We start from the raw sequence: 25,588 nt of genomic DNA, 5'->3' as shown, positions 1-25,588 counted from the left end.
GAATTATTGAGCACTTTGAGTACCTTGGCCTTGAACGTCGGCTTTGGTAATCTCGGCATCGGCTACCTTGTCGAATTGAGCTTGTTGATAATCGAGTTTCAACTTCTCATCTTCCATGATAGCTCTTTCGATGGCGTCGGTAATCTGATTTTTCGAGAGACCTACCGAGATGTAGGATCTGTATTTGCCATCGACGGTGCGAACGATGCGGTCGCAAACGACGGTCGAGCCCGAAATAGTCTGTTTGGTGAGGATTTGCAGACGCTCTTCGGTCTTCTCGTTCAACTCGTTGTTTACATCGTTACGGTAGCGTTTGGAGAAGTTCTCTACGGCCGTCGATATGGAGGCGGCGATAGCAGCCCGAGCCGAGTTGACGGCTTTGTCCTTGGCCATCTGCATGTCGGTGCTTTCGGCCGTGGCGTTGGCATAGAAATACTCTTCGTTGGTGAGGAAATGGCACAGTTGCTCAATTTCTTGTTCACCGTTGTTGACCGTAGCCTGTTTGGCCGAAGAACAAGATGCTAAAGACATCACGACCAGTGATATCACAAACAATTTGATTGCTTTCATGTTGATTGATGTTATAGATTAGTAAATAATTGAATTGTTTCTGCTATTCGATAATTTCGGGCATCGAGGTGTCATCGTAGTCCTCGGGGGAGAGGTCGGTGGCCGATTGCGCCTTTCGTGAGAAGTGGGCCTTTTGCAGGTTCCGTTCGATGACCGGACGCAGTTTCTTGAACAGGTCGCGCTGTGCGGTAGACCGAATCTTGGAATTGGAGCTGTTCTCGGGAACCAGCGAACGCACATCTTGCAGCCCGAAGTTGGCGACGATATTGCCCGTGGCCAAATCGGTGATTGTGAGGTCGCACGAGGCGAATATTTCGTAAAGGTCATACATCTCGCTCTTGACGATACCCCCCTTGCGGATAGAGGGAGTGACCCAGATGGAAAGGTCGGCGCTTTCCCGGTCGGATACGATGTCGAAATAGTCGTTCAGGTAGCTCGAAATCATGTTGAGCAGGCTTGTATTGGTGTCATGGTCTTTGGTGTAGAGAATGACTTTGAGCGGGGATTGCTCCACCTCTACGGGTAATTTGATGACGGGGATATGGTCGAACAGGTCGTCGGTGAGTTGCTTCATGAACGAGGTGTTGAAACGGGTGGGTACCTTCACGTCGACACGAAGTTCTATCTCCTGATAGGTGAGTTTCGAGGTGATGTTGGTGAGGGTGAGCGTTGCCGAACCGTCGTTCTGAGTCTTGGAGTCAAGCGATACCGAGCCTTCGCCTATCGAGAAACGTGCTTTCAGGGGGAGCCCTACGGCGGGAGTCTCTCCACGGAGAACCTCAATCTGCACGATTGAGGGCTCTTTGCTGAACGATTGTGCCGTTATCTTTTGCGGATTGGTGCGAATCGTGAGGTCGAAGAAGAGCAGTTTGAGCGACGTGTAGAGCTCGATGCCTACGTCGGTACTCTTCCCCTGGTGGTCGACGGGAAGGCGTCGGTTGGCATACTCCTCGATGGTCGACAGCCCCGAGAGATAGAGATCCATGGCGTCGACCAGCTGTCCCGCCTTTTCGGCTTGAAGGCCCTTTACCCAATAGCCGTAGGCCTGGTTGATGGCATCGGAGAGCCGTTTCTGCATCAGCTTTTCATATTCGGCTTTATTCAGTCGGTAGTAGACCCAGTAGCGCTCGCCGTCGTTGTAGCTGTCGACCATTTCGTGACCTTCCAACTGAGCAACGGCTGTGCTCTTGATGTCCTGGCGGAACGACTCGCTGTATTGCTCGTCGATCTCCTGCCGGTTCAGCAGCGAGGAGCTCTCGATTTCGATGTTGATTTCGCCGATGAGGTCGCCCAAGGCCTTGTCGCGGGCCACCTGTTGGAAATTCTTTTCGGTAGTTAGTGCCGAACTGATGCCGATGTAGTAGTCATTGTCTACCGGTTTGGCTTTGACCCATGCCGGCGGATTCCCGGCAAAGGTCAAAGAGGTAAGTGTAACCACGTATATAAGTATAAGAACTCGTTTCATGATTAATCTTCAATGGTTAGGTAGATGGTATTTCCGTCGAGACGGTTCGACGCATTGATACCCAGCTTTTTCAGATAGCGGGTCAGCCGCACGGCAAAGTCGTTGGCATCTTGCAGAATCCCGTTCTCGTCTTTGTTGGGAATTTGTATGTTGTCGAGAATCATTGATAGGTCGGTTTTACCCTGTTGATGGAATACACCGCCGACGGCATTCTTGCGTATCCAGGTGCGGATATAGTCCGAGATGACGAATAATCCGTCGTTGCCTACCTCGTCGTTGAGCGTGCGGTACGAGCCTTCGGCAATGCCAACGCGCAGTGTAACCGAGGTACCCCGGTCTATGGTTTTGGCCAGACTCTCGACCACTTCGGCCAGAAACTCTTCCGATACTTTGTGAATGGCTCCTACACACAGGCGGTCGAACGAGGTCGTACCCGAGTAGTTGGATATTTTGGACGACAACAGATTACCGGTTGCCGTTTCGTAGGCTTTGAGGGTGAGCGATACGCTGCCTTTCGACCCGGTGTTGCGTTTGATGATATCGACGCTGACGTAGATGTCGGCTCCACTGCTCTTGATAAGTTGGTCGTCGAAGGAGCCGGCGTTTTCATATTCAAACTCATTGGAGCGCAGGGCGGCATTGTATTTGGCCTCGAAATCGACGGTGGTCACGCCTATCGAGCGGAACTCTTCCTGTACTTTGCTGATGGCTATACGTTTGTCCGAATCGCGTGAGAGTATCTGTTGGTAAGTTTCATTATCTTGTTTGTAAGGAACCACCATGATTGAGGGGTTGATGCCGTTGTCGGAGACCTCTTCGGCTGACATTTCCGAGGCTTCGGGTTGGCGCATGTCGTTTTGCAGAAGATCCCGGTCGAGAGCATCTTTGTACAGCAGCACGGTGACGGTAACCTCCCACAGGCCGAGAGCATTCTTCTTGGGCTTGGGCGAGTCGGTGGGTTTGGCAAATACGGCGTAACGGTTGTTCTCGTACAGGCGGTCGAAATAGTAGGAGTGGGTTGAACGGTCTGACTCTTTCAGGATAGGTTTACCATCGTCAACTCCCTGGATTCCTGCAAACAGATAGGTGTCGATGGCCGATTTTACTGCCATGGGAATGGCCTGTTTCTTTTCGGAAGACGATGCGGTCGACTTCAATGTGATTGTGCCTTCACCGCTGAGATAGATGACATCTCTTGAAAAATTATCTTGTGCTTGCAATGTAGCTACCGAGAGGGAAAAAAGGAGTAGCCAGGTAAATTTCTTCATGGAATTTTTGTGTGTGATGATAGTTCCATAAAGGAGAGGGCGTCATGCCTCTCCTTTATGGAAGTGCTGATTGTAATGTGTTTAAATAAAGGGGATTAAAGGCCCAGAATGTTTTGGTTTACTTTGGTGACAACCGATACGTCGTCGGGGGTTTCGGTCATGGCCTTGTAGATCTCTTTTCCCTCCTTGGTCACTTTGCAGAGCGAGATATCAGCCCCTTCAACCGATTCAACCTTGATTTCGCCGATTACTTTGTAGATGGTACGGCCACCAATCGATTTCTGTACGCGCACATCGAGTTTTTGACCTTTGAGGATACCGTCCTCGCTACCGAGGGTGATGTATAATTTTTTGGCATTTTCTTTCTTTACCTCGGCGATTTCGATGACTTTACCGTAGGATTTGAATACCTCGTCTACAAAGTCGGGGATTTGGGCGTCGATGTAATCGACTGCCGAATTGACAGCATCGAGCTCGGTGCGGAATTTCGAGAAGAGTGAGGTGCTCGAAGCGTCGAACGTTTGTGTGGCGATGATTTCGTTGTCGCTGATGCGGGTCACTTTCAACTGATAGTTGATTTTGGCCGAATAGGTAGCCCCTTTGTCGTCACTGCCTTTGGTAATGGTAATCGAAACTACTTGTCCGTCGAGCGTATAGTCGGCTTCGGCTCCGTCGTCGGTAGCGCTGTCGAGCACTTTTACGCGGCCTTTGCTGTTGATGCCTTCCATGACTTTGTTACGCACGGAGTTACTGTAATTTTCGCTAACATTTGTACCGTGGGTAAAAGGTTTGACGAGTACACTTTCGCGAGCTGCATACGATGAGAGCGAGAAGAGCAACAGGCTCACGAATAACAAAACGTGTTTCATTTTATGTGAAGAATTTTTTGCCTTGAAAGGTCCCCCCTCTTTCAAGAAACATTATCCTTATGTAAAAACAAAAGACGTGGGAGTCTGTACTCGTTGCCCGTCCCACAATCCTAGGCTCTCGCATTGCCTTCCTGTCGGGGCGAGCAACACAGATTCCCACGCCGATATGTATAGTATCTATTATAACAAATTCGATACCATAACATATCAGCGGGGCATCTACTGTTGCTATGTCTTTGACAGGAATTTGAATTTGCGAGATTCAGGATTGTCAAGAACAATAGCGTCAAGTAAACGCCTTTTGATATGTTAAAGCCCCCCTTCGGGCCGGCTTGCATTGCGTCCGGCTCAGTGGCAATTCACTGCAAAAGTATAAATAAAAGTAAAAGATTCAAATAATTTCCTATATAATTTTTATGCTACATGAGGCTTTTTTTTGCTCATTATGGTTGGAAGAAATTGAGGGAAAAAGCTGTGGGGAAAGGGGCTACAATCATTTTTCAGCCGGTTGAAATCGGCTGAAATTTTGTTGCACGGCTCGAATCTACCGTTTGACGATGTAGGGTGGTGCAGGTGTGTGCAAACGCCGCCCGGTTCGGTCGATGAGGCCGAAGTTGGCGATGAGATTCGTTTCCGGGCCCTATTACCCTGTCATGATGTCAAAAAACTGACCGAAATCATCGTTTATGCAAAATAATTTATTAACTTTGTTTTTTAATAATTATAGCGATTATTGCTCGCATTATTCTGTATTATATTGTATTTCAGTGTAATAAATGCGTAACGATTTTTGTTAAATGTAAAAATTTGCAGATATTTATACTCTGTCAATCCGTGTTAACTTAAATTCTATAACCCAATGAGAAAAGGCTTATTACTAATTGTATGTTTGATTGGTATGGTTGTGGCTAATGCCCAGAGCTATACCATTTATCCCATTCCCCAGCGGACGACCGAGGGTAGTGGTACGGTGGAGCTGACGCAGACCATCAATGTGGTGTGCGGCGCTGGCATCGGTCATGTGACTAAGGATCGTATCCAGGAGGTGCTGGAAGAGGCTGGTTACGTCTACCAACCGGGTGAGTCGGCTTCGTCCGAATTGACCAACCTGTATGTGGGTGTGGCCGGTTCTGGCGATGTGGCTGATACCTATGCCACGAGCCAAGGCATCTCCAAGGAGGTGTTCACCGAGGCTCCTAACCGTTTCGACTCCCATGTGATGCAGATTGCCGACGGCAATATTGTGGTGCTGGGCAATGGCGAGCGTTCGGAATACTATGCTTTCGCTACCTTGGAGCAGATTTTGGATCAGGCGGCAGGGGCTGCGCTGCATGAGGTGACTTATGAGGACTACTCTCACTGCCAGTGGCGTGGTGCGATTGAGGGATTCTATGGCAATCCTTACTCGGTCGATGCCCATTGCAGCCTGTTCGAGTTCTTCAAACGATTCAAGATGAACGTCTTCATCTATGCGCCCAAGATGGACCCCTATCACCTGGGCTACTGGACCGAAGAGTATCCGACCGAGATTACCGAAGAGCAACGTCGCATGGGGTGGATCACGCAAGATGACGTGCGCCGCATGGCCGAGACCGCTCGTGCCTGCAACGTACACTTTGTTTGGGCAGCCCACCCGGGTCTTGCTCCCGGCGGTCAGGTGTCGATGGACTTTTCCAACACGTCGACGGTAGATGCAGGGGTCGAGTTGCTGATGGAGAAATACCATCACATGTATGACCTTGGCGTGCGTGCTTTCAGTGTATGTATCGACGACATGGATCGCAATCCGTCGGCACAGATGCAGGCGCATCTGCCCGACCAGACGCAGAAGCGGTTGAAGGAGGAGTTCCCCAGCCAGGCCGAGGACGAGAAGATTGCGCCCCTTTTCTATGTCCCTGCCACATACGCTCTCATGTATTCAGGAGCATCTTCCTATCTGAGCCAGATGGCAACTGTCGACAAGGACGTGGTTATCGGTTTCACCGGTTATGCCGTATGCGGCGACCTCGACAAGAAGGATTGCGATGCGATGGCCGGCTACATAGGGCGCAACCCGTTGTTCTGGTGGAACGCTACGGTCAACGACAACAACGACGACCGCCTCTATATGCGCGAACTCACCGCACACTATGCCCTCGTCCCCGAGACGGGCGGCATCAGCACCTTGGGTGGTGTGATCCTCAACCCCGAAAAGCAGGCACAGGCGGCCAAGGTGGGTCTGTTCGGTCTGGCCGACTATTGCTGGAATCCCGATCGGTTTGACGTGTCGCAAAACTGGTATGACTGCTTCGACTACCTGGCCGAGGCTGGCGACACGGAGACGGCGGAACAGATTCGGTTGTTCGCCCGCTATACCGATGCTATTTATGAGGATCAGGAGATTATCGATCTTTACGAGGCCTTCAAGTCAAAATACAGTGCTGGCAATTTCCCGGCAGAGGGTACTGCCATTCGTGAAGAGATGGCCCGGTTGCAAGCCGCTTGCGAATATATCGAAACCGTGATGGCAAACAGCGAGAACAGCGACTATCGCTTGTTCGCTACCGATGTCAAGGCCTGGTGTGCAAAGATAAAGGCTTATGCAATCATTATCCAGAAGTCGCTTGACCTGCTTGAAAACGGAGCGTCGATGAGCCGCTCCGAGTCGTGGTCATCGTTCGCAAGCATCATTTCACTCTACACGGGTCTGGGTATCGATCCGCAGTACTTTATCTCCGAGCTCGAAGGCTACGGTACCGACTCGCATGTAGTGGGCTATGAGGTTCACCCCGCCAATTCCTACACCCGCCCGTTTGTGGACTATCTGTATGAGACTCTGGGCGCTGAACTTCCCGGTGACTGGCCGGCACCCGAGCAACCGCAAGTGGTCACCAACCTGGACCCGTCTACATTCAACCTGACTGTGACGGATGCCGCAGCTACACTCACGGGGCTGAGCGGTGTCGAGTTGGCTGACGGCGATTACGTTGGTCTCTACCTCGGGTCGATTGAGAAGGTGACGGTAGAGGAGATGACTTTGCCCGAAGGCGTGACCTTCGAAACCTCGATCAATGGCAAGATATGGACTCCCGCAACTCTGCCCGTGTCGTCGCAGAATGCGGCTTACGTCCGTCTGGTTCGCAGTGGTGCCGACGGTGAGACGGAATCGCTTGGCTTTGATGTCCTGACTGTCTCTTTCTCGTCTGGTTCAACCGTTGTACCTACCCCGACCATTTCGTCCAACTTGAAGGTCTACACCGAGGACAACACCTCTTATCCTCTCGAACTGGCTGTTGATGGTAACACCGGGACCTTCTTCTGGAGTGGTGAGAACACGGCTAAGGGGCACTATATCCAACTGGACTATGGCGATGTCTATTCTATCGACAACGTTACCCTCGTCTTCACCGGCAAAGATATTCTTTCGGGTACGGCAGATATTCAACTCTCTACCGATGGAAGCAACTGGAATACCATAGCCCAATACAGCCACGGTAACCTGGTCAACAACCGCTATACCTGTGCGGCCAATGGTGCCAACGCTCGTTATGTCCGCCTGATGGTGACTAGCGTCGAGGGTTCGTTCTGGATACAGCTGGCCGAATTCTCCTGCACCGTGGCCGGTGCCACGGCAGAGATAGGCACGCCCACACCCAGCACTTCGCTCGGCACCTACCAGAGCTACAATATCAGCAATGTTGTGGACGGCAATACCGGCACGCATTTCTGGAGCAACACCGAGCCTCAGGTGGGCGACTGGTTGCAATTGGAATATGCCGAGCCGCACTCGATTTTTGAGATAACGGTTACTTTCATGGAGAACGACCAACTCATCGGCAGCGGCGAGTTCCAGGTGTCGTTGGACGGGCAGAGCTGGACGAAGGTGGCGGCCTATGACAGCGGAGGTATCAACGCCAACACCCGCACCTTCACCACCAACGCCAATGGCGCTACGGGCAAGTATCTCCGTCTCTATATCACCAATGTGGTCGGTAGCTATTGGCTCAAAGTGGCCGAGTTCAGCTGTGTCATGGCCGACCGCGTGACGCAGACTACCGATCACAACCAGGCGATGATTTCGGCTTTGTCCGACAAGAACATGATTACCAGCTATCGTGCCGGCGAGGCAGGATTCGTGGAGCACACGTTCATCGAGAATATCGATATTGAGGCTGTTGAGATTTATCACAACACCACTTTCGATCCCACCTACGAGTTGCCCGCTATCTCGCTCTATGATGGCAATCAATGGGTGAAAGCCGGTACACTCGATCATCTTTGTACAGTTATCGACACGCGTGGTTACGACATGGTGACAGCCGTGCGCATCGAGTGGAACGAGAATAATATACCGACGCTCTATGAGATTATCCCGGCGGGCGAGTATGAGGAACCACAAGTCAGCAGCGTCATGGAGTCGGTCGAGGAGAGCGGCGATGTCGTCTCGATTTATACCTATGGAGGTCGGCTTGTCGTGCGCGGTCAGACGATGCTAAGCGCCGTTCGCGTCTATGACCTTTACGGACGGTTGCTCAGTCAGTCGACTCCCAATGCAACCAGCTTCATGCTCGATCTCGATGCTTCTGCTCCGGCCATCATGATTGTTCAGGTTGTCGACGAGTCGGGCGTCGTGACTACGGCCAAGGTTGTGCGTCATTGATTCCCTCGGCCTCTGTGCCAGAAAAAAACAAACAAGGGCTGCCTCGCGTTGGGGCAGCCCTTGTCTATGTAGAGAAGGAGAATAATCGAGCCGCGGATTATTTGCGACCGAAGTCGGCCGGGATTTCGCCCCACTGCTCGGTTTCCCATTTAATGATAGGATTGGTATAGGTATGAGTTTGCAACCAGCGCTCGGCCCGGGCAATGAGGTCGAAGATGGGCGCATTGACGGCGTTGGGCGTCAGCTTGGTCTTGCACTTTTTCTGCCGGACCCAGGCAATGGCATTGCAGCTGTCGGAGTAGATGGGAATCTGGGACCCTCGCTGTTGCAGGTAGGCCAGCCCGTGGACCAGTGCCAGAAACTCGCCGATGTTGTTGGTGCCCTGTGGCATGGGCCCTACGTGGAACAGCTCGATACCCGATTTCGTGTCGACACCGCGATACTCCATGTGGCCGGGGTTGCCGCTGCATGCGGCATCGACGGCCAGACTGTCGGCAATGACGGTCGGGGGCAGTGTGGGGGCAGCGAGCTTTTCGCGCGAGTGCTCGCCGATCTTGCGCAGAATCCCGAAGTAGTCGTCGGGGGCTTTGCGGAAAGCCTCGGTGGCCGATTCGAGGTCGTCGAAGCTCTTGTATTTGGCACCCTTGAAATTTTCGACCTGCTCCTTGCACTCTTCCCACGAGTTGAAGATGCCCCGGGCTCGTCCCTCCCACACTACATAGTATTTGTATTTGGCCATAAGTTAGGATTTTCGCTGGATTGAATGATGCAAAAATAGTGAAAGGTGAGCGCAAAGCAAAAATGCTTGCATAATTTGCTTGGCCGAACCGCAGCCTATTTTCTGTAAAGATAGTGAAAGGAGAGCGCAGTGACAAACAGAAAACGGAGTTTTCAAGTCTGACAAGGCCGAGCTGCCTCCTGTTTTCTTCAAAACGGGGAGAGATGAGTGCCGAGCAGTGTGAATTTTCACTTTTCGGGGTAGTCCGATACCAAACGGGCTCCCGTTTTTGCTCAACAATTCAGAAATTGTCGTATCTTTACAGAACTTAGTGCGAGGGCGAAACGGTTTGTGGCCAACTGGGCGCAAGTCTGAACCGTGCCTCGTGCCGTAGAGGTTCACCTTAATGACCGAGAGAAGATGAAGAGAATAGTCTGGTGCGGCATTCTGCCGCTGATTTTGTGGGGGCTCGTGGCCTGTGCTCCCGGAAAGAGCGATCGGGAGGAGAGTGCCCGCCTCTATGCCGAGGCGGTGTCGCGGCTCGACGGCGACGGGGTGACAATTGCCGATTGCCTGGCTGCCCAGGAGTTGCTGGAACAGGCGATTGAAGCCGACGACGAGAATATCGACGTCTACTTCGGGAAGGTGTTGAACGAACTGAATCTGTGGCGTCCCGACAGCGCCTACCAAACGGCGACGACCGCTATCGAAAAGATCGGTCCCGACGGGCAGAACCGCCTGAAAGCCTACTTTTATACCGTGAAAGGATTTATCTCCTATGACCGGGGCGACGAGGCCGACGCCCGTGTGCAGTTGTCGGAGGCTCTGGCGCTTTACGACTCGTACCTGAAAGAGGAGCCGGCCAACATGGATTACCTGCTCAACAAGGCCGTGTTGCTGGCCGGTCTCGAAGGGAAGGAGGCCGCTTCGAGTTTTATCGTGGGCCTGCCTTTGAATGCGGCCGACAAGCAGATGTTGAACGAGAGCCTGGCCGGGTTTGAGGCCGGCCAGTTCGGCGAGACGTGGCGGGCCAAGCACGAGGCGTTGGTCGCTGCCGGAGAGTCGGCTCACCAGGAGGCTCCGGATACTGTAACTCCTATTACACAACCATGAAACCAATCTTTTTAATCGGGTATATGGCGGCCGGAAAGACGACCTTGGGACGACGGGCTGCCGAACTTCTGCAAGTAGAGTTTATCGATCTCGACGCCTATATCGAGGCGCGTTACCGCAAGCGGGTTGCCGACCTGTTTGCCGAGCGAGGCGAAGCGGGATTCCGCGACATCGAGCGGCGCATGCTGCACGAGGTGGCCGAGTTTGACAACGTGCTGGTGGCGACGGGTGGAGGTACTCCCTGTTTCTTCGACAACATGGACTACATGCGCACCCGGGGGGTGACGGTCTATCTGTCGGCCTCGGTCCCTACCTTGTGCCGGCGGTTGTTGCGGGCACGGGTCAAACGCCCGTTGGTGATGGGCAAGAGTGCCGAAGAGCTGGGCGATTACATCGCCCAGATGCTGAAACAGCGGGAGACCTATTATTTGCAGGCCGACCACACGTTCAATGCCGAGCAATACGAGTCGACCCACTCGGTCGATGAGGCGGTGTGTCGTCTCTCCCGGCTTATGCAGGAGTCGGCCGGGGAGAGTTCTCCCGGCTCCGGGGCGCAAACCACCCCGGTATGACAAGTGTGATTTGACTTTTAAGCGATAAATCAAAATTTCAAAAAACAATACACGTATGGCAGGTGATGATTTTGCATGCCGTTCCAATGTGGGGGTGGCTCCCCAAGAACAGTTGCTGGGGATAAAGCCCGGCAGCCGGCATCTGTCGATAGGCTTGCCGGCCGAACACAATGGCGGGGAGAAACGTTTCCCGCTCACCCCCGAGGGGGTTGCCCTGCTCACCCGTGAAGGGTTTGCCGTACTCATCGAGCGAGGGGCGGGCGAGGGAATCAAATACTCCGACCTGCATTATACCGAGGCCGGGGCTCAGGCGGTTGAGCCTGCCGAGGTATTCCGGTGCGATGTGGTGCTCAAAATCACTCCGCTCAATGAGGAGGAAGCCGCCTCGATTCGTCCGGGCGGGCTCTTGCTCACGCTGTTGCAGCCGCAATATCAATCGGCTTCGGTTCTCAAAGTGTTGATGCAGAAGCGGGTGACGGCCGTGGCGATAGACCGGGTGGTCGACGACAAGGGGCGTTATCTCTTTGCCGACATTCTCGACGAGATTGACGGACGGGCGGCCATCGTGCTGGCCTCGGAGCTGCTGAGCAACCGCAGCGGAGGGAAAGGTGTGCTGCTGGGCGGTGTGCCCGGTGTAGCTGCCGCCGAGGTGCTGATTATAGGCGGCGGTTTGGCCGGACGTGCGGCGGCCCGTGCCGCCAGCGGGTTGGGGGCGCTGGTGCGTATCTTCGACAACGATTTCTACCGGTTGCGGGCTACCCAGCTCGAAGTAGGCCCTTCGGTTTTTACCTCGAACATGCACCCTCATGTGTTGGAAAACGCCATGCGCTCGGCCGATGTGGTGATTGGTACCGAGGTGCCCGACCGGGGAAGGCTGGGCATGAACTATGTCGAAATGATGAAACGGGGAGCTCTGCTCTTCGATTTGTGTATGGACCAGGGTGGCTGTTTTGAAACGTCGAGTTGCAGCGAGGCCCCCTGTAACAAGGTATATGAACAGTGCGGTGTACTGCACTACTGCCTGTCGAGTGTGGGGAGCGCCGTGGCGCGCACGGCGTCGATGGCCCTGAGCAACCTGCTGGTCCCCCTGTTGATGGAGCTGAACGACCCGGCCATGCTCTATGGTCACATCAAGACCGACGATCGGCTGCGCAATGCCGTCTATCTGTTCGGCGGGAAACTCACGCACAAAGAGTTGAGTCTGCGATTGGGGTTGCCCTATTACGATATGGCCCTTTTCATGTCGATGTTTTAAATCTGAAAGTAGAAGGAATGCTTACATATTTCTATGAAAATATTTCAAATGCTTACAAAAAACGCTATCTTTGCCAAAATTATTTGACATTAAAATCTAAAACACCTCTGTTGAATTAAAAATGTAATGTAACAATGACAGAAAAAACGAATGTGAAAGTATTGGAAGAAGTCGTGGTGCGATTTTCCGGCGATTCGGGCGATGGCATGCAGTTGGCCGGAAATATTTTTTCCAATGTTTCGGCCGGTGTCGGAGATGAAATTTCGACCTTCCCCGATTATCCGGCAGAGATTCGGGCTCCGCAAGGTACGCTGGGCGGGGTTTCCGGTTTTCAAGTTCATATAGGGCGTGGTGTCCACACTCCCGGCGATTTGGCCGATGTGTTGGTAGCCATGAATCCCGCAGCCTTAAAGACTAATGCCCGTCATGTGAAGAGAGGCGGAGTAGTAATTATCGACTCGGACAGTTTTCGGGCCAGCGATTTGGAGAAGGCGGCCTTCAAGACCGACGACCCCATTCAGGAGGCCGGGCTGTCGCATGCCCAGATTGTGCCGGTGCCCATCACGCAGATGGTCAAGGATTCGCTGGCCGATTCGGGTCTCGACAACAAGTCGATTGTGCGGTGCAAGAACATGTTTGCGCTGGGGCTCGTCTGCTGGTTGTTCGACCGGCCGTTGGAGCAGGCACAACATTTACTGAAAAATAAGTTTGCCAAGAAACTGGCCATCTACGAGGCCAATGCCAAAGTGATGAACGACGGTTACAACTATGGCCACAACATACACGCGTCGGTCTCGACCTATCGGGTAGAGTCGGCGCAGGTGCGTCCCGGTATCTATACCGATGTGAACGGCAACACGGCTACGGCCTGGGGCTTGATAGCCGCATCGGAAAAGTCGGGGCTTCCCCTCTTCCTGGGCAGTTACCCCATTACTCCCGCCACCGATATTCTGCACGAGTTGGCCAAGCGCAAGGACCTGGGCGTGAAAGCCATTCAGGTCGAGGACGAGATTGCCGGCGTGTGCACGGCCATCGGTGCCTCGTTTGCCGGGAATCTGGCCGTGACCTCTACTTCGGGGCCCGGTCTGGCCTTGAAGAGCGAGGGTATCGGCCTGGCCGTGATGTCGGAGCTGCCGCTGGTGGTTATCGACGTACAGCGGGGCGGCCCGTCGACGGGTCTGCCTACCAAGACCGAGCAGACCGACCTGTTGCAGGCGCTCTACGGCCGTAACGGTGAGAGTCCGGTGGTGGTGCTGGCCGCATCGACTCCGACCAACTGCTTCGATATGGCCTTCCGGGCCGCCAAGATTGCCTTGGAGCACATGACGCCCGTCATCTTGTTGACCGACGGATTTATCGGCAACGGCTCTTCGGCCTGGCGTATCCCCGACATGGACGAGTATCCCGACATCAAGCCCAATTATGTGAAACCCGAGCAACTGGGTGTCTGGAAACCCTACGACCGCGACGAGCGTTCGGTGCGCTACTGGGCTCGACCGGGTCTCGAAGGCTTCATGCACCGGCTGGGCGGTCTGGAAAAAGACAGCAAGACCAGTGCCATCTCTACCGACCCCGTCAACCACGAGAAGATGGTGCGGGCCCGTCAGCAAAAAATCGACAACATCGCCAACGACCTGCCGTTGCTCAACGTGCAGGGTAACCCCGATGCCGATTTGCTGGTAGTGGGTTGGGGCGGTACCTACGGTCACCTCTACTCGGCTGTCGAGGCGCTGAATGCCCAAGGCAAACCGGTAGCATTCGTTCACTTCAACTATATCAATCCTCTGCCCTTGAATACCGAGGAGATTATTCGCCGCTACAAGCGGGTGGTGGTGTGCGAACTGAACAACGGTCAGTTTGCCGCCTATCTGTCGGGTAAGGTGCCCGGCAAGACCTTCCTGAGGTACAACAAGATTCAGGCCCAACCTTTCATGGTGAGCGAGTTGATTGAGCATTTTACAAAGCTTTTGGAGGAGGAATAAGATATGGAAGAACAAAAAGTATATACGGCAAAAGATTATAAGAGCGATCAGTATGTGCGCTGGTGCCCCGGCTGTGGCGACCACTCGATTGTAAACGTGTTGCAAAAGGCCATGGCCACTCTGGGCATACCGCCTCACCAGACGGTGGTAGTCTCGGGTATCGGTTGCTCGTCGCGATTGCCCTACTACATGAATACCTACGGGTTCCACACCATTCACGGGCGCGCCGCTGCGATAGCTACCGGCGTGAAGACGGCCAACCCCGACCTGACCGTGTGGCAAATCTCGGGCGACGGCGACTGCCTCGCCATCGGTGGTAACCACTTTATACACTCGGTGCGTCGTAACGTCGACATCAACGTGGTGTTGATGAACAACAAGATCTACGGACTCACCAAGGGTCAGTATTCGCCCACGAGCGACCGCGGATTCGTGACCAAGTCGTCGCCCTACGGTACGGTGGAAGACCCCTTTATCCCGGCCGAACTCGTATTCGGTGCCCGGGGAACCTTCTTTGCCCGCTCGCTCGATGTGGAGCTTTCGGTGTCGCAAGAGGTGCTGGTCGAAGCTGCCCGTCACAAGGGAACCTCGGTGGTCGAGCTGTTGCAGAACTGTGTCATCTTCAACAACAACATTCACAGCTATGTGGCTGACAAGGAGTTCCGGGCCGACCGCACCATTCACCTGCGTCACGGCGAGAAGATGATTTTCGGGAAAGACCACAACCGGGGGCTCGTGCTCGACGGTTACAAACTCAATGCGGTGACTATCGGTGAGAACGGGGTTACGCTCGACGACATTCTGGTACACGATGCCAAGTCGCCGGGCAACTTCCTGCACCAGAGCCTGGCCATGATGGACGGGCACGAGTTGCCGTTGGCCATCGGTGTGATTCGCAACGTGGAGGCTCCCGTCTACGACCAGGAGGTGGCTCGCCAGGTGAAGGAGGTAACCGCCAAGGTCCCTTACCATTCGCTGCGTGAGTTCCTGTTGCACGGAGAGACCTGGGAGGTGAAATAGTAATTGTCACCCTCCCTTCAACCCTATATGGCGCTCGAACCGACGGTATGACCGGCTCTTTGAGCGCCATCTCGTTTTGTTTCGTATAAAAAGAATTGCTTATGTCTCAGAAAAAACGGCTGGCTGTATTTGCCAGCGGTACCGGTACCAACTTTGAAGCGATAGTGACTGCCTGCGAACGGGGGCAGATTCCGGCCGAGGTGGCCGTGCTGGTGTGCGATAAACCGGCGGCGGCCGTGGTGGAGCGGGCTGCCCGTCATGGCGTGGAGGTTTTCGCCTTCCAGCCCAAGTCATTCCCCTCGAAGGCCGATATGGAAAATGCCATTGCCGATGAACTCGACAAGCACGGCATCGATTGGGTCTGTCTGGCGGGTTACATGCGCATCATCACCGACACGTTGCTGTCGCGCTACGGCGGACGCATCATCAACATTCACCCGTCGCTGCTCCCTGCATTTCCCGGGGCGAGGGCCGTGGAGCAGGCTTTGGCCTACGGGGTGAAGGTTTATGGTGTGACGATTCACCATGTAGACCAGACGGTCGACGGCGGGCGTATTATTGCCCAGCGGGCTGTCCCCTACGAAGGGCACGACCTTGACGAACTGTTCCGGCTGGTGCATGCCGCCGAGCATGAGCTCTATCCCGCCACCATCGCCCGTTTGCTGGCCGGTGAGGTATCGTGAGGCACGAGCGGAGAAAACGCGAGAGCCGCTGCAAACTTGTTTTGCAGCGGCTCTCGTCGTATAGGGGGGGAATCCTGTGTCGGATTGTGTTTACTTGTGAACCTCTACCCGCTGGGTCGAGGGGCGGGTGGCGTTGCGCTCGTCGGTTGCCTTGACCACAGCCTCGGCCAGCCGTTTGAAGGCCAGCCCGGTGACCGAGTCGTCGAGGGCTACGGGGTGACCCGAGTCGCCGCTCTCGCAGATGCTCTGCACGATGGGAATCTGTCCCAGCAGAGGCACGCCGGCCTCCTCGGCCAGCCGTTTGCCACCGTCTTTGCCGAAGAGGTAGTACTTGTTTTCGGGCAGTTCGGCCGGGGTGAACCAGCTCATGTTCTCGACCAGACCCAGAATGGGGACATTCACCTTGTCGCCGGTGAACATGCTGATGCCTTTGCGGGCGTCGGCCAGGGCCACCTCCTGCGGGGTGGTGACCACGATGGCTCCCGTGATGGCGAGTGTCTGTACGAGGGTGAGGTGTATGTCGCTCGTACCCGGCGGCAGGTCGAGCACGAAGTAGTCGAGGTCGCCCCAGGCGGCGTCGGTGATGAGCTGTTTCAAGGCGTTGCTGGCCATGCCGCCACGCCAGAGTACGGCGTCGTTCTTGCGGACGAAGAAGCCGATGGAGAGTATTTTCACGCCATAGCGCTCGACGGGCAAGATGAGGTCGCGGCCGCCGATGTTCTCGGTGTAGACGTCGGTATCCTCGATGTCGAACATCGTGGGGGCCGAGGGCCCGAAGATGTCGGCGTCGAGCAGGCCTACCTTGTAGCCCAGGCGGGCCAGGGCTACGGCCAGATTCGAGGCGATGGTCGATTTGCCCACACCCCCTTTGCCCGACGACACGGCGATGATGTTCTTCACGCCGGGGAGGGGATTCTCGGGGTTGGGTCGGGCAATCTGCTTGGCCTTGACGTTGATGTTGCCCTTGATCTCCACGTCGGGGCTGACAAAGGTGAGAATGGCCGTTTCGGCCGCTTTGACTACCGAGCGGATAAAGGGGTCGTTGGGCTTCTCGAAGATGATGGAGAAGCTCACCTTGTTCCCGTCGATGCGGATATCGTCCTCGATCATGCCGTTGGCGACCAGGTCCTTTCCGTTGCCGGGATAACGCACTTTGGCCAGTGCGTCGAGTATGAGTTTAGGATATAGCTGCATGATATATGTTATTTAGAGTTTGCATTGTCCTGACTGCTCTGTTTGCCGCTCCGTTTCCCCCGGTTGAAGCTGCGGTAGGTATCGTAGGGAATATCAACGTCGGGTTCGACAAATTGTTCGCGAGGTTGGCACACGAATCTGATGTACTTGATGGTCATGCCCCGTTCGAGCCATTGCTGCTCGTAGAAGGTCTTGATTTCAAGAATGTCGTCGGCCAGTCCCGAGTGGTAGAGGTCGTCGGTAGCCACCTGCACGGGGTAGCCGTTGGCCTTGACCATCTCGCAGGTATAGGTGTAGAGGAAGGGGCTGTCGCTTTTCAGGTGAATGAGCCCGTCGGGCGTAAGAATATGTTGGTAGAGCTCCATGAAGCGGGTCGAGGTGAGCCGCTTGCGCACCTTCTTCATCTGCGGGTCGGGGAAGGTAATCCAGATTTCCGACACCTCGCCGGGGGCGAAGAAGCGGTCTATCAACTCGATGTTCGTGCGCAGGAAGGCCACGTTGGGGATACCCTCTTCGAGAGCCTGTTTGGCCCCGCTCCACATGCGGGCCCCCTTGATGTCGACCCCGATGAAGTTTTTCTGCGGGAAGCGCCGAGCCAGCCCCACGGCATATTCGCCTTTCCCGCAGCCCAGTTCGAGCACGATGGGATTGTTGTTCTTGAAGAAGGTCTCACCCCATTTGCCCCGCATCTCGAATCCCTTCTCCTGCAACAGGGCGAAGGGGTATTGGAATACGTGGGGATAGCCTTGAAGGTCGTCGAATTTTTTGAGTTTGTTTTTTCCCATAGCTAAGTTTTTCTATGCGGCGAACGGTTAATTCCGGCCCACTTTCAGATGGTGGTATTCGCCCGAAACCATCTGTACGGAGAGGATAAATATCTGTCCGGGGTACAATCGGGTGTCGATAGCCCATTCGTTGGTCTCGCCGCTCTCCCGGCAGACGAGTCGTCCGTCGGGGGTGTAGAGGGCGATGTGTCGCATGGGGGCGTCCGATTGCACGATGAGGTTTCCTTGCTCGAAATGGACGTTCAGCCGGTTGTCGGCCGTAAGTTCCTCCTTGTTGGAGAGGAGCCGTATGTCAAATTCCTGCCATTGCGGTGTACCGCTGTAAAGCTCGATGCTCTCGTCGGGGACACCCAGCGCACAGTTGGCCTGCGGTACCTCCCGGAATACCTCTTCGCCCAGCGAAGGGGGAAGTGTGGGGTAGGCCAGGACGGCGGCCAGGCGGGTGCAGTTGTCGAAGGCGTGGTCGCCGATGTAGGTGACGGTCGAGGGTATTGAAACCGAGTAGAGCTGACGCATGCCGTAGAAAGGCCATCGACCTATCTGTTCGAGCCCTTCGGGCAGGAAGGTGAGATGAATCATGCGGCTGCAACCGGCAAAGGCGTAGTCGCCGATAGATCGTACGCCGTCGGGCAAGGTGCAGCCGGTCAAGGCCGTGCAGTAGTAGAATGCCCCTTCGCCGATGTGGGTAACCGCGTCGGGTACCTGTATCGCGGCGAGCGCCGTGCAGTGATCAAAAGTGTAGGCCGGCAGGGTGTCGAGCGCATGGGTCGCAAACTCGGCGCGAGTCAGGGCCGTGCAATGGGCAAAACACCCTTCACCCAAACTCTGCAACGAACCGGGCAAGGCAATTGCGGTGAGTGCCGAGCAACCGGCAAAACCCCTTTCGCCCAACGTTTGCAGCGAGGCGGGCAGGGTGACTTCGGTCAGGCGGGTGCAGTTGCCAAAGGCGTTGGCTCCGATTGTGCGTAAGGCTGTGCCCGACAGGTCGAGCCGGGTGTAGGCGCATTGGGCGAAACCGTATTCGCCGATGGTTTGGAGGGTAGCCGGGAGTGGAGTATTGAGCGCCGTGCAGCCCGAGAAGGCCAGATCGTCGATGGTTTGCAATCGGTCGCCCCACGCTACGGTGGTCAGTGCCGGGCACCCGGCAAAGGCCGCTTCGCCGATGGCTTGGGTCTGGCGGGGTAGTTTGACCGTTGTCAGGTTTTGAAACCCGATGAACGTATGGGCCGGCAGGCTGTTGGCCTCGAAACGCGATTGATTGGCCAGGTAGGTGTCGCGGCTCTCGAACGCCGCAATCGTGCAGTCGGTCAAATCGATGCTTCTCAACTGGGTGAGTGAGTCGCCGATATAGGCGAAATCGCGGGCATCGAGTGTACCCGATACCGTGAGCCGGGTAATGGTGCTGCCTGGAACACCGATGAGCGATTGCAATTGTCCTGCTTGGGTATGACAGGTGTAGTCGACAGCCCGCAGGCTGTGGGCGGCAAACAGGAGTAAGATGATGGATAACAACTGTTTCATTTCACCGATAAGCAGGTTGTGATTCGGTTACAAAGATAGCACAAAAAAGGTAAAAATAAATTTTTATTTTTGGGGACCAGCCTTCCCGTTGTCCGATACGGAGGTCATGGGTTGGCGTGTAGGCCTGGCTCGCTTGGGTTTGAGGCTTGGCCGTCCCCTGATCAGATGCGGTTGTCGATGCGTATGATGTTCTCGACGATAAAGAGGTCGCAGATGTCGCGTTTCTCGATTTCGATGTCGTCATACTCCTTGTTCTCGCTGCGCAGGATTACCCGGTTGGGGTTCTCGTGCTTGCGCACATATTTCACCATACGGTAGTCCTCCAACAGCACGACGTAGATTTGTCCCCAAAAGATGAGGTTGGGGTTCTTGATTTCGCGAATGGCAATCATGTCGCCGTTGTTGATAACCGGCTTCATGCTGTCGCCGCTCACCTTGACAATGCTGCAATCGGGGTTGATGAAGGGCACATCGATGCTGCCGATGACCAGGTCGTCGGTAAACATGCGGTCGCGTCCCAGGTTCCCGGCCGTCACGTCGAGTCCGTAGACCTTTGCCCCGTTGCGCACCTCGGGGACGATGGCTCCCGAGGGGAGGGTGAGGGTGCGTATGTGGGTATGCACATCGGGATTCATGCCGGTGCCCGCAGCTCCATACATGAGGCCGGAACCTGAGCAGAGCCACTCTTTCGATACGCCCAGTTCGACCACAATCTTGTTGATGAGCGAGTCGCTGATGGGCAGTTTGCCGGTCAGGTGTTTGGAGAAATTCGAGGCATCGATGGCGATGCGTTTGGCAAACTCCGATTGGGTAATTCCCAGGTTATCAATCAACTCCTTTATTCTCAAAACCTTATCATCATTTTCGGCCATGGTGGGAAAATTTTATTGGTAAAATTACCTTTATAATTTGCTTTTTGGGTAATCTGATTGTATATTTGTGTGGTATTATTACCAATACAAAGGTAGAAAACTTTTCTGAAAAAAAAAACAATAGACTAATAATTAACATATTTGATGATATTCTGCCGGGGTATATTACCTTATTAATAGTAACAAAGGGAGAGACTACACGAGCAAAACAGGTAAAAGCAGTGTGAATATACCCTGGCGGGATAGCATCGAGAGAAAGGAGTAACAGAATGCAAACGATTGAATGGGAGGCTCCGGCCCTGGCTGCCTTGGCGGCATCGCACTGGCTGGTGGCTTATGAGCGCGAAGAGAATCCGCGGAAGCGGGTGCGGCATGAGACCGAAATCGAGTTTGACGGCGTGGCCTATATGTTGATGTGTGAAATCGGGCTCGCCGAGCGGGAGCATCGGGCCGTATCGATGATTTGCGGTATCGAGCCGCAGTATACCGACATGCCGGTGCGGGTAACCGGCAGCATGGGTAAGGCGGTGGGCGAAATCTTGCCGCTGCTGACTAACTTTTTGTCGAGTTATGGTGTTGTATATGTGTGAACCGGTAAATCCGGGAGGTGTGGCGTGGCACAAAGAAGGATACCTTTAAGGGTATATGGCGAGGGTGTACCTGTCGGATTGAGATGAAAAAAGCCGACCCTTTCGGGGTCGGCTTTTTTAGGAATTATCTGTTGGATAATGATTAACCGTTTACTTTGGCCATGTGAGCGATGAGGTCGAGCACTTTGTTCGAGTAACCGATCTCGTTGTCATACCAAGAAACAACTTTTACGAAGGTGTCGGTCAAAGCGATACCGGCTTTGGCATCGAAGATAGAAGTGCGGGTGTCGCCCAGGAAGTCAGACGATACAACAGCATCTTCGGTGTAGCCCAGGATACCTTTCAATTCGCCTTCCGAAGCCTCTTTCATAGCGGCGCAGATTTCGGCATAAGTAGCCGGTTTGGCCAAGTTAACCGTCAAGTCAACAACCGAAACGTCCAAGGTCGGAACACGCATCGACATACCGGTCAGTTTGCCGTTCAACGAAGGAATAACTTTACCTACGGCTTTGGCAGCACCCGTCGAAGAGGGGATAATGTTGCCCGAAGCGGCACGGCCACCACGCCAGTCTTTCATCGAAGGACCGTCAACGGTTTTCTGAGTAGCGGTCGTCGAGTGAACCGTCGTCATCAGACCATCGAGGATACCGAACTTGTCGTTCAATACTTTGGCGATAGGAGCCAAGCAGTTGGTCGTACAAGAAGCGTTCGATACGAATTGAGTACCTTTCACGTAGGTGTTCTCGTTTACACCGCAAACGAACATGGGGGTATCGTCTTTCGAAGGAGCCGACATAACTACATATTTGGCACCAGCCTGAATGTGAGCTTGGGCTTTTTCTTTGGTCAGGAAGAGACCGGTAGATTCTACTACATATTCAGCACCTACCTCGTTCCATTTCAAATCGGCAGGGTTCTTTTCGGCGGTAACACGAATGGTTTTACCGTTTACGATCAACTGACTTTTCTCAACATCAGCTTCGATCGTGCCATCGAAATGACCGTGCATCGTGTCGTATTTCAACATGTATGCCAAATAGTCAACCGGGCAAAGGTCGTTAATACCTACGATCTGGATGTCGTTTCTTGTTTGAGCTGCACGGAAAACGAAACGTCCGATGCGGCCAAATCCATTGATACCTACTTTAATCATTGTAATAAAACTTTAAGTGTTTATTGAATAAAAATAATGTCTTGCTTCTTTTTTCTCTTTGTTGACCCGCTTCCCTAAAACATTTGCGCTTGCCATATTGTTTAACAACCGCATGGGGTGGCGCAACTGCTCATCAGGGCAAGCAAAACCAGCAAAAAGGCAATTTTATATTTCATAACCTTGTACTTTACTCCTAAAATTGCAGTGCAAAGGTATATATTTTTTTTGAATACAGTGTATGCGAATGTGAAAATAAAAGAAAAATTTCTTTATTTGCATATCGTTGACTGTGAGTAGTCTATCTGATTATCCTAAATTATACTGTCATGAAAAGTTCTTTTTGGACCGACTTTAAAAATTTTGCGATGCGTGGCAACGTCATCGACCTGGCCGTGGGTGTGATTATTGGCGGTGCTTTCGGTAAAATTGTCTCGTCGCTGGTGGCCGACATCATCATGCCGCTGCTGGGGGTGTTGGTAGGGGGTATCAACTTCACCGACCTGAAATGGGTGTTGAAGGCGCCGCGCGAGGTCGACGGCGTGGAGCAGGCGGCCGTCACGCTCAACTACGGGAATTTCTTGCAGACGACTTTCGATTTTCTCATCATCGCCTTCTCGATATTCCTGTTTATCAAACTTGTGACCCGCCTCACCGAGAAGCGCAAGGCGCAGGCGCAGGCCCAAGCCCAGGCGACTGCTCCGGCCGAACCTTCGGCCGAGGTGAAGCTGCTCACCGAGATTCGCGACTTGCTGAAAGCGCAGGAGCCGACCTCGTCGAAATAGCGATAGTCGTTCTCTTTTGATCTATCCCACGAGGTATTTGCTTTTGGGTAGTCGGGCGAGGAGCCAGATTACCAGGTAGACCGTGATGAAGGTGCTCACGGCGATGAGCGGTATGACAATGTAGGCATGCTCGCTCACGGGTTGGAACCACTGGTAGTAGAGGTTAAGTATAATAATGTGGGCCAGGTACATGCCGTAACTCTTGATGGAGATGTCGGTGACGAGTCGGGTGAGCGGGCTTGTGGGGTTGAGGCGCAGTCGGCCGATGAGCGAGAAGAGTCCAACCGACATCATCAGCACGTTGACGGTGCAGAATCGCCAGCTGAGTTCCAGCTCGGGAATGGTCGCCACTGTGTCGATGCGCGAGCAGAAGATACCGGCAGTGAGCAGGTAGCCCACGATGAGCAGTATCCATGAGAGGGCGGCCGAGGGATAGCCGTATCGCTTCAAGTAGTAGCCCAGTATGAAATAGCCGATGAACCCGGTGAAGTAGTAGAGCAGGGGCGTGTCGTTCCAGAAGGCCTCGCCCAGGACTTCGGGGTAGACCTGATGTATGTAGGGCAGGAAGGTGGTGAGAAGCCACAATCCCAGGTACCCTTCCAGTTCGCGTTTGCTCGCTCGTTCAATCCAGGGCGAGATGACAGGTGTCACCAGGTAGAGCCCGATGAGCATATAGATATACCACAGGTGTCCCACCTCGCTCCCGAAGTTGATGGGAATGTGCAGAATGTGAATGCCCATCTCGGCGATGGACTCGCCGCGGGTCAGCACAAAATAGCCGGCATAGATGACGCACCACACGATAAAGGGGTAGACGATGCGGGTGAACCGCTTGCGGAAAAAGGTGGAGATGTCTCCTTGCATGGGGAGCAGCAGAAATCCCGACAACATGACGAAGAGGGGAACCGATGTGCGGCACAGCGAGGTGATGATACCTATCCAGAAGGTGTTGTCGCCGGTGACGACACTGAGTTGGTCGCCAATGTAGTAGAACTCGCTGGCGTGTTGCTGCATTACCAGATAGCAGGCGATAACTCGCAGTAAATCGAGGGAGAGGTTTCGGCTTTTGGTCATGGTATGAGATAAGCAAGGTGTGTGACGAAATACGGGAAAATATCAATACGCCCCCTCCGGCAAGGGGGAGGGGGCGTATCGTTTTAGTATTGCTCCTTCTCGTTGGGGAAGTCGCGGGTCTTGACATCTTTGATATAGGCTTGTACAGCCTCGGTGATGGTGGTGCTCAGGTCGGCATACCGGCGGAGGAACCGCGGCGAGAACCCTTTGTTGATGCCCAGCATGTCGTGCATCACGAGTACCTGGCCGTCTACACCGCCGCCCGCACCGATACCGATGACGGGAATCGTCAACTCCTGGGCTACTCGGGTTGCCAGTGCGGCCGGAATTTTTTCGAGTACAAGCCCGAAGCAACCTATCTCTTCGAGCAGATGGGCATCTTCGATGAGCTTCTTGGCCTCGGCCTCTTCGCGGGCACGCACGGTATAAGTGCCGAACTTGTTGATTGATTGGGGGGTAAGACCGAGGTGTCCCATAACGGGGATTCCGGCGCTGAGTATGCGCTCAACCGATTCGCGGATTTCGGCACCGCCCTCCATCTTCACACAGTCGGCATGCGTCTCCTTCATGATGCGGATAGCCGAGGCCACGGCCTCTTTGGAGTTGCCTTGATACGACCCGAAGGGCATGTCGACAACGACCAGTGCCCGCTTGACGGCACGCACCACCGATTTGCCGTGGTAGATCATCTGGTCGAGAGTGATGGGCAGCGTGGTCACGTTACCGGCCATGACGTTGGAGGCCGAGTCGCCTACCAGAATCACGTCGATACCGGCTTGGTCTATGAGGGTCGCCATGGAGAAGTCGTAGGCTGTCAACATCGAAATCTTTTCGCCGCGGAGTTTCATCTCCATCAGGCGGTGAGTCGTTACTTTACGAGTGTCTTCGGTATAAGTAGACATAGTTTTTGTGTGTTTAAGATTCAGGGACAAAGGTACATCAATTTTTTATATTGACACCCTTTTTACTTTTCAATCTCGATTTTGGTCTCTTTACAGAAGATATAGGGTGGCTCGGCATGGGTAAACTTGAATGTTGCGTTTTCATTTGTCTCTGCTGTCGACTTTCGCTATCTTTGTAGAAGATAGGAGGTGTCTCAGCATAAAAATCAAGCAAGCCTGTTTTTCTGCTTTCGACTTTCGCTATCTTTGACTCAAAATCATGTAAGATGGAAAAAGAGAACTATTCACGCAAGGTTCCCGGCTGGTTCAAGGTGTTGATACTGATTATGGCCTTGCCGGTATTTGCCTGGCCGTGGCTCATGAGTCGGGCCACCGAGGTCTTTACCGAAAGCGGCACCGACAATTCGTTGCCGTGGGCATTTGTCATGTCGTTGCCTCTCTATGTAGTGGTTTCGACCTGGATTAGCTATCGCGTCTATGCCTCCCGTCCCGAGGTATCGTGGGTTTTACAGGTCGTGCAACTGTTGGTCTACGGGGCCTTGTGCATACTGGTTGCGTAGC

22 protein-coding genes are annotated in these 25,588 nt (G+C 53.9%); 10 read left to right on the top strand and 12 right to left on the bottom strand.

Going from position 1 to position 25,588, the window contains the following annotated elements:
• Window positions 1-3: 3 nt before the first annotated feature.
• From BARVI_RS06465 to lptE, 4 genes are all read right to left on the bottom strand, one after another.
• Complete coding sequence (locus BARVI_RS06465; RefSeq protein ID WP_025278449.1) at window positions 4-570, bottom strand: LPP20 family lipoprotein; 567 nt, start codon at window positions 568-570, stop codon at window positions 4-6.
• Between the two features lie 43 nt (window positions 571-613).
• Window positions 614-2,035 (bottom strand): LPP20 family lipoprotein, encoded by a 1,422-nt coding sequence (locus BARVI_RS06460; RefSeq protein WP_038534296.1) that lies wholly within the window; start codon window positions 2,033-2,035, stop codon window positions 614-616.
• 2 nt (window positions 2,036-2,037) lie between these two features.
• Window positions 2,038-3,303: a DUF6175 family protein gene (locus tag BARVI_RS06455; RefSeq protein WP_025278447.1), complete on the bottom strand. Its 1,266-nt coding sequence runs from the start codon at window positions 3,301-3,303 to the stop codon at window positions 2,038-2,040.
• A gap of 95 nt (window positions 3,304-3,398) precedes the next feature.
• Window positions 3,399-4,172, bottom strand: coding sequence for an LPS assembly lipoprotein LptE (lptE, locus tag BARVI_RS06450; protein WP_025278446.1), 774 nt, complete (start codon window positions 4,170-4,172; stop codon window positions 3,399-3,401).
• A gap of 898 nt (window positions 4,173-5,070) precedes the next feature.
• Between lptE and BARVI_RS06445 the strand changes: the two genes are divergently transcribed.
• The gene (locus tag BARVI_RS06445; protein ID WP_025278445.1) at window positions 5,071-8,811 is read left to right on the top strand and encodes a beta-N-acetylglucosaminidase domain-containing protein; all 3,741 of its coding nucleotides are present in this window, start codon (window positions 5,071-5,073) and stop codon (window positions 8,809-8,811) included.
• Between the two features lie 97 nt (window positions 8,812-8,908).
• Here the strand turns inward: BARVI_RS06445 and BARVI_RS06440 are convergent, their stop codons facing one another.
• Window positions 8,909-9,550: a ribonuclease H1 domain-containing protein gene (locus tag BARVI_RS06440; protein WP_025278444.1), complete on the bottom strand. Its 642-nt coding sequence runs from the start codon at window positions 9,548-9,550 to the stop codon at window positions 8,909-8,911.
• A gap of 399 nt (window positions 9,551-9,949) precedes the next feature.
• On the opposite strand from BARVI_RS06440, the gene BARVI_RS06435 reads away from it, so the two are divergent.
• The 6 genes from BARVI_RS06435 to purN all read left to right on the top strand — a co-directional run bounded on the left by BARVI_RS06435 (window position 9,950) and on the right by purN (window position 16,154).
• Window positions 9,950-10,642, top strand: a complete 693-nt coding sequence (locus tag BARVI_RS06435; protein ID WP_157232558.1) for a hypothetical protein — start codon at window positions 9,950-9,952, stop codon at window positions 10,640-10,642.
• Window positions 10,639-11,214 (top strand): shikimate kinase, encoded by a 576-nt coding sequence (locus tag BARVI_RS06430; RefSeq protein ID WP_025278442.1) that lies wholly within the window; start codon window positions 10,639-10,641, stop codon window positions 11,212-11,214. Before BARVI_RS06435 ends, BARVI_RS06430 begins: the two co-directional genes overlap by 4 nt.
• 55 nt (window positions 11,215-11,269) lie before the next feature.
• Window positions 11,270-12,469, top strand: a complete 1,200-nt coding sequence (locus BARVI_RS06425) for a Rossmann-fold NAD(P)-binding domain-containing protein (RefSeq protein WP_025278441.1) — start codon at window positions 11,270-11,272, stop codon at window positions 12,467-12,469.
• A 134-nt stretch (window positions 12,470-12,603) separates the two neighbouring features.
• The gene (locus BARVI_RS06420) at window positions 12,604-14,451 is read left to right on the top strand and encodes a 2-oxoacid:acceptor oxidoreductase subunit alpha (protein ID WP_025278440.1); all 1,848 of its coding nucleotides are present in this window, start codon (window positions 12,604-12,606) and stop codon (window positions 14,449-14,451) included.
• Between the two features lie 3 nt (window positions 14,452-14,454).
• Complete coding sequence (locus tag BARVI_RS06415; protein WP_025278439.1) at window positions 14,455-15,471, top strand: 2-oxoacid:ferredoxin oxidoreductase subunit beta; 1,017 nt, start codon at window positions 14,455-14,457, stop codon at window positions 15,469-15,471.
• A 101-nt stretch (window positions 15,472-15,572) separates the two neighbouring features.
• Window positions 15,573-16,154, top strand: a complete 582-nt coding sequence (gene purN / locus BARVI_RS06410; protein WP_025278438.1) for a phosphoribosylglycinamide formyltransferase — start codon at window positions 15,573-15,575, stop codon at window positions 16,152-16,154.
• Window positions 16,155-16,244: 90 nt separating this feature from the next.
• Here purN and BARVI_RS06405 read toward each other — a convergent pair whose 3' ends face one another.
• The 4 genes from BARVI_RS06405 to BARVI_RS06390 all read right to left on the bottom strand — a co-directional run bounded on the left by BARVI_RS06405 (window position 16,245) and on the right by BARVI_RS06390 (window position 20,526).
• Window positions 16,245-17,348 (bottom strand): Mrp/NBP35 family ATP-binding protein, encoded by a 1,104-nt coding sequence (locus BARVI_RS06405; RefSeq protein WP_025278437.1) that lies wholly within the window; start codon window positions 17,346-17,348, stop codon window positions 16,245-16,247.
• An 8-nt stretch (window positions 17,349-17,356) separates the two neighbouring features.
• Window positions 17,357-18,133 carry a tRNA (guanosine(46)-N7)-methyltransferase TrmB gene (gene trmB, locus BARVI_RS06400; RefSeq protein WP_025278436.1) on the bottom strand — a complete coding sequence of 259 codons (777 nt, stop codon included), beginning with the start codon at window positions 18,131-18,133 and terminating at the stop codon, window positions 17,357-17,359.
• Window positions 18,134-18,160: 27 nt separating this feature from the next.
• A complete protein-coding gene (locus BARVI_RS12955; RefSeq protein ID WP_025278435.1) occupies window positions 18,161-19,654 on the bottom strand; it encodes a leucine-rich repeat domain-containing protein in 1,494 nt (497 codons plus the stop codon).
• A 161-nt stretch (window positions 19,655-19,815) separates the two neighbouring features.
• Complete coding sequence (locus BARVI_RS06390; RefSeq protein ID WP_025278434.1) at window positions 19,816-20,526, bottom strand: LexA family transcriptional regulator; 711 nt, start codon at window positions 20,524-20,526, stop codon at window positions 19,816-19,818.
• A gap of 269 nt (window positions 20,527-20,795) precedes the next feature.
• Here BARVI_RS06390 and BARVI_RS06380 point away from each other — a divergent pair, with 269 nt between their 5' ends.
• Entirely contained in the window at window positions 20,796-21,116 is a 321-nt protein-coding gene (locus BARVI_RS06380; protein WP_025278432.1) for a hypothetical protein, read from the top strand.
• Window positions 21,117-21,258: 142 nt separating this feature from the next.
• Here the strand turns inward: BARVI_RS06380 and gap are convergent, their stop codons facing one another.
• Complete coding sequence (gene gap, locus BARVI_RS06375) at window positions 21,259-22,269, bottom strand: type I glyceraldehyde-3-phosphate dehydrogenase (protein WP_025278431.1); 1,011 nt, start codon at window positions 22,267-22,269, stop codon at window positions 21,259-21,261.
• A 326-nt stretch (window positions 22,270-22,595) separates the two neighbouring features.
• Here gap and mscL point away from each other — a divergent pair, with 326 nt between their 5' ends.
• Window positions 22,596-23,051: a large-conductance mechanosensitive channel protein MscL gene (gene mscL, locus BARVI_RS06370; RefSeq protein WP_038534295.1), complete on the top strand. Its 456-nt coding sequence runs from the start codon at window positions 22,596-22,598 to the stop codon at window positions 23,049-23,051.
• A 21-nt stretch (window positions 23,052-23,072) separates the two neighbouring features.
• Here mscL and BARVI_RS06365 read toward each other — a convergent pair whose 3' ends face one another.
• Together BARVI_RS06365 and panB are read right to left on the bottom strand one after the other, a co-directional pair.
• Window positions 23,073-24,125, bottom strand: coding sequence for an acyltransferase (locus BARVI_RS06365; RefSeq protein WP_025278429.1), 1,053 nt, complete (start codon window positions 24,123-24,125; stop codon window positions 23,073-23,075).
• 83 nt (window positions 24,126-24,208) lie between these two features.
• Window positions 24,209-25,027 carry a 3-methyl-2-oxobutanoate hydroxymethyltransferase gene (gene panB / locus BARVI_RS06360; protein ID WP_025278428.1) on the bottom strand — a complete coding sequence of 273 codons (819 nt, stop codon included), beginning with the start codon at window positions 25,025-25,027 and terminating at the stop codon, window positions 24,209-24,211.
• 266 nt (window positions 25,028-25,293) lie between these two features.
• Between panB and BARVI_RS06355 the strand changes: the two genes are divergently transcribed.
• Window positions 25,294-25,587, top strand: coding sequence for a hypothetical protein (locus BARVI_RS06355; RefSeq protein ID WP_025278427.1), 294 nt, complete (start codon window positions 25,294-25,296; stop codon window positions 25,585-25,587).
• Window position 25,588: the final 1 nt, after the last annotated feature.

The sequence above is a fragment of the Barnesiella viscericola DSM 18177 genome (genome assembly GCF_000512915.1).
GTDB classification, from domain to species: domain Bacteria; phylum Bacteroidota; class Bacteroidia; order Bacteroidales; family Barnesiellaceae; genus Barnesiella; species Barnesiella viscericola.
The sequence above is the reverse complement of the archived record's forward strand: the minus strand, read 5'-3'. Positions and strand labels throughout refer to the sequence as shown.

Excerpts from the sequence above, each read along its gene's own strand:
- panB (WP_025278428.1), bottom strand. The coding sequence starts at position 25,027 with ATGTCTACTTATACCGAAGACACTCGTAAAGTAACGACTCACCGCCTG.
- purN (WP_025278438.1), top strand. The coding sequence starts at position 15,573 with ATGTCTCAGAAAAAACGGCTGGCTGTATTTGCCAGCGGTACCGGTACC.
- BARVI_RS06355 (WP_025278427.1), top strand. The coding sequence starts at position 25,294 with ATGGAAAAAGAGAACTATTCACGCAAGGTTCCCGGCTGGTTCAAGGTG.
- BARVI_RS06430 (WP_025278442.1), top strand. The coding sequence starts at position 10,639 with ATGAAACCAATCTTTTTAATCGGGTATATGGCGGCCGGAAAGACGACC.
- trmB (WP_025278436.1), bottom strand. The coding sequence starts at position 18,133 with ATGGGAAAAAACAAACTCAAAAAATTCGACGACCTTCAAGGCTATCCC.
- BARVI_RS06415 (WP_025278439.1), top strand. The coding sequence starts at position 14,455 with ATGGAAGAACAAAAAGTATATACGGCAAAAGATTATAAGAGCGATCAG.
- BARVI_RS06390 (WP_025278434.1), bottom strand. The coding sequence starts at position 20,526 with ATGGCCGAAAATGATGATAAGGTTTTGAGAATAAAGGAGTTGATTGAT.
- lptE (WP_025278446.1), bottom strand. The coding sequence starts at position 4,172 with ATGAAACACGTTTTGTTATTCGTGAGCCTGTTGCTCTTCTCGCTCTCA.
- BARVI_RS06425 (WP_025278441.1), top strand. The coding sequence starts at position 11,270 with ATGGCAGGTGATGATTTTGCATGCCGTTCCAATGTGGGGGTGGCTCCC.
- BARVI_RS06460 (WP_038534296.1), bottom strand. The coding sequence starts at position 2,035 with ATGAAACGAGTTCTTATACTTATATACGTGGTTACACTTACCTCTTTG.
- BARVI_RS06445 (WP_025278445.1), top strand. The coding sequence starts at position 5,071 with ATGGTTGTGGCTAATGCCCAGAGCTATACCATTTATCCCATTCCCCAG.
- BARVI_RS12955 (WP_025278435.1), bottom strand. The coding sequence starts at position 19,654 with ATGAAACAGTTGTTATCCATCATCTTACTCCTGTTTGCCGCCCACAGC.
- gap (WP_025278431.1), bottom strand. The coding sequence starts at position 22,269 with ATGATTAAAGTAGGTATCAATGGATTTGGCCGCATCGGACGTTTCGTT.
- BARVI_RS06380 (WP_025278432.1), top strand. The coding sequence starts at position 20,796 with ATGCAAACGATTGAATGGGAGGCTCCGGCCCTGGCTGCCTTGGCGGCA.
- mscL (WP_038534295.1), top strand. The coding sequence starts at position 22,596 with ATGAAAAGTTCTTTTTGGACCGACTTTAAAAATTTTGCGATGCGTGGC.
- BARVI_RS06455 (WP_025278447.1), bottom strand. The coding sequence starts at position 3,303 with ATGAAGAAATTTACCTGGCTACTCCTTTTTTCCCTCTCGGTAGCTACA.
- BARVI_RS06440 (WP_025278444.1), bottom strand. The coding sequence starts at position 9,550 with ATGGCCAAATACAAATACTATGTAGTGTGGGAGGGACGAGCCCGGGGC.
- BARVI_RS06435 (WP_157232558.1), top strand. The coding sequence starts at position 9,950 with ATGAAGAGAATAGTCTGGTGCGGCATTCTGCCGCTGATTTTGTGGGGG.
- BARVI_RS06405 (WP_025278437.1), bottom strand. The coding sequence starts at position 17,348 with ATGCAGCTATATCCTAAACTCATACTCGACGCACTGGCCAAAGTGCGT.
- BARVI_RS06365 (WP_025278429.1), bottom strand. The coding sequence starts at position 24,125 with ATGACCAAAAGCCGAAACCTCTCCCTCGATTTACTGCGAGTTATCGCC.
- BARVI_RS06420 (WP_025278440.1), top strand. The coding sequence starts at position 12,604 with ATGACAGAAAAAACGAATGTGAAAGTATTGGAAGAAGTCGTGGTGCGA.
- BARVI_RS06465 (WP_025278449.1), bottom strand. The coding sequence starts at position 570 with ATGAAAGCAATCAAATTGTTTGTGATATCACTGGTCGTGATGTCTTTA.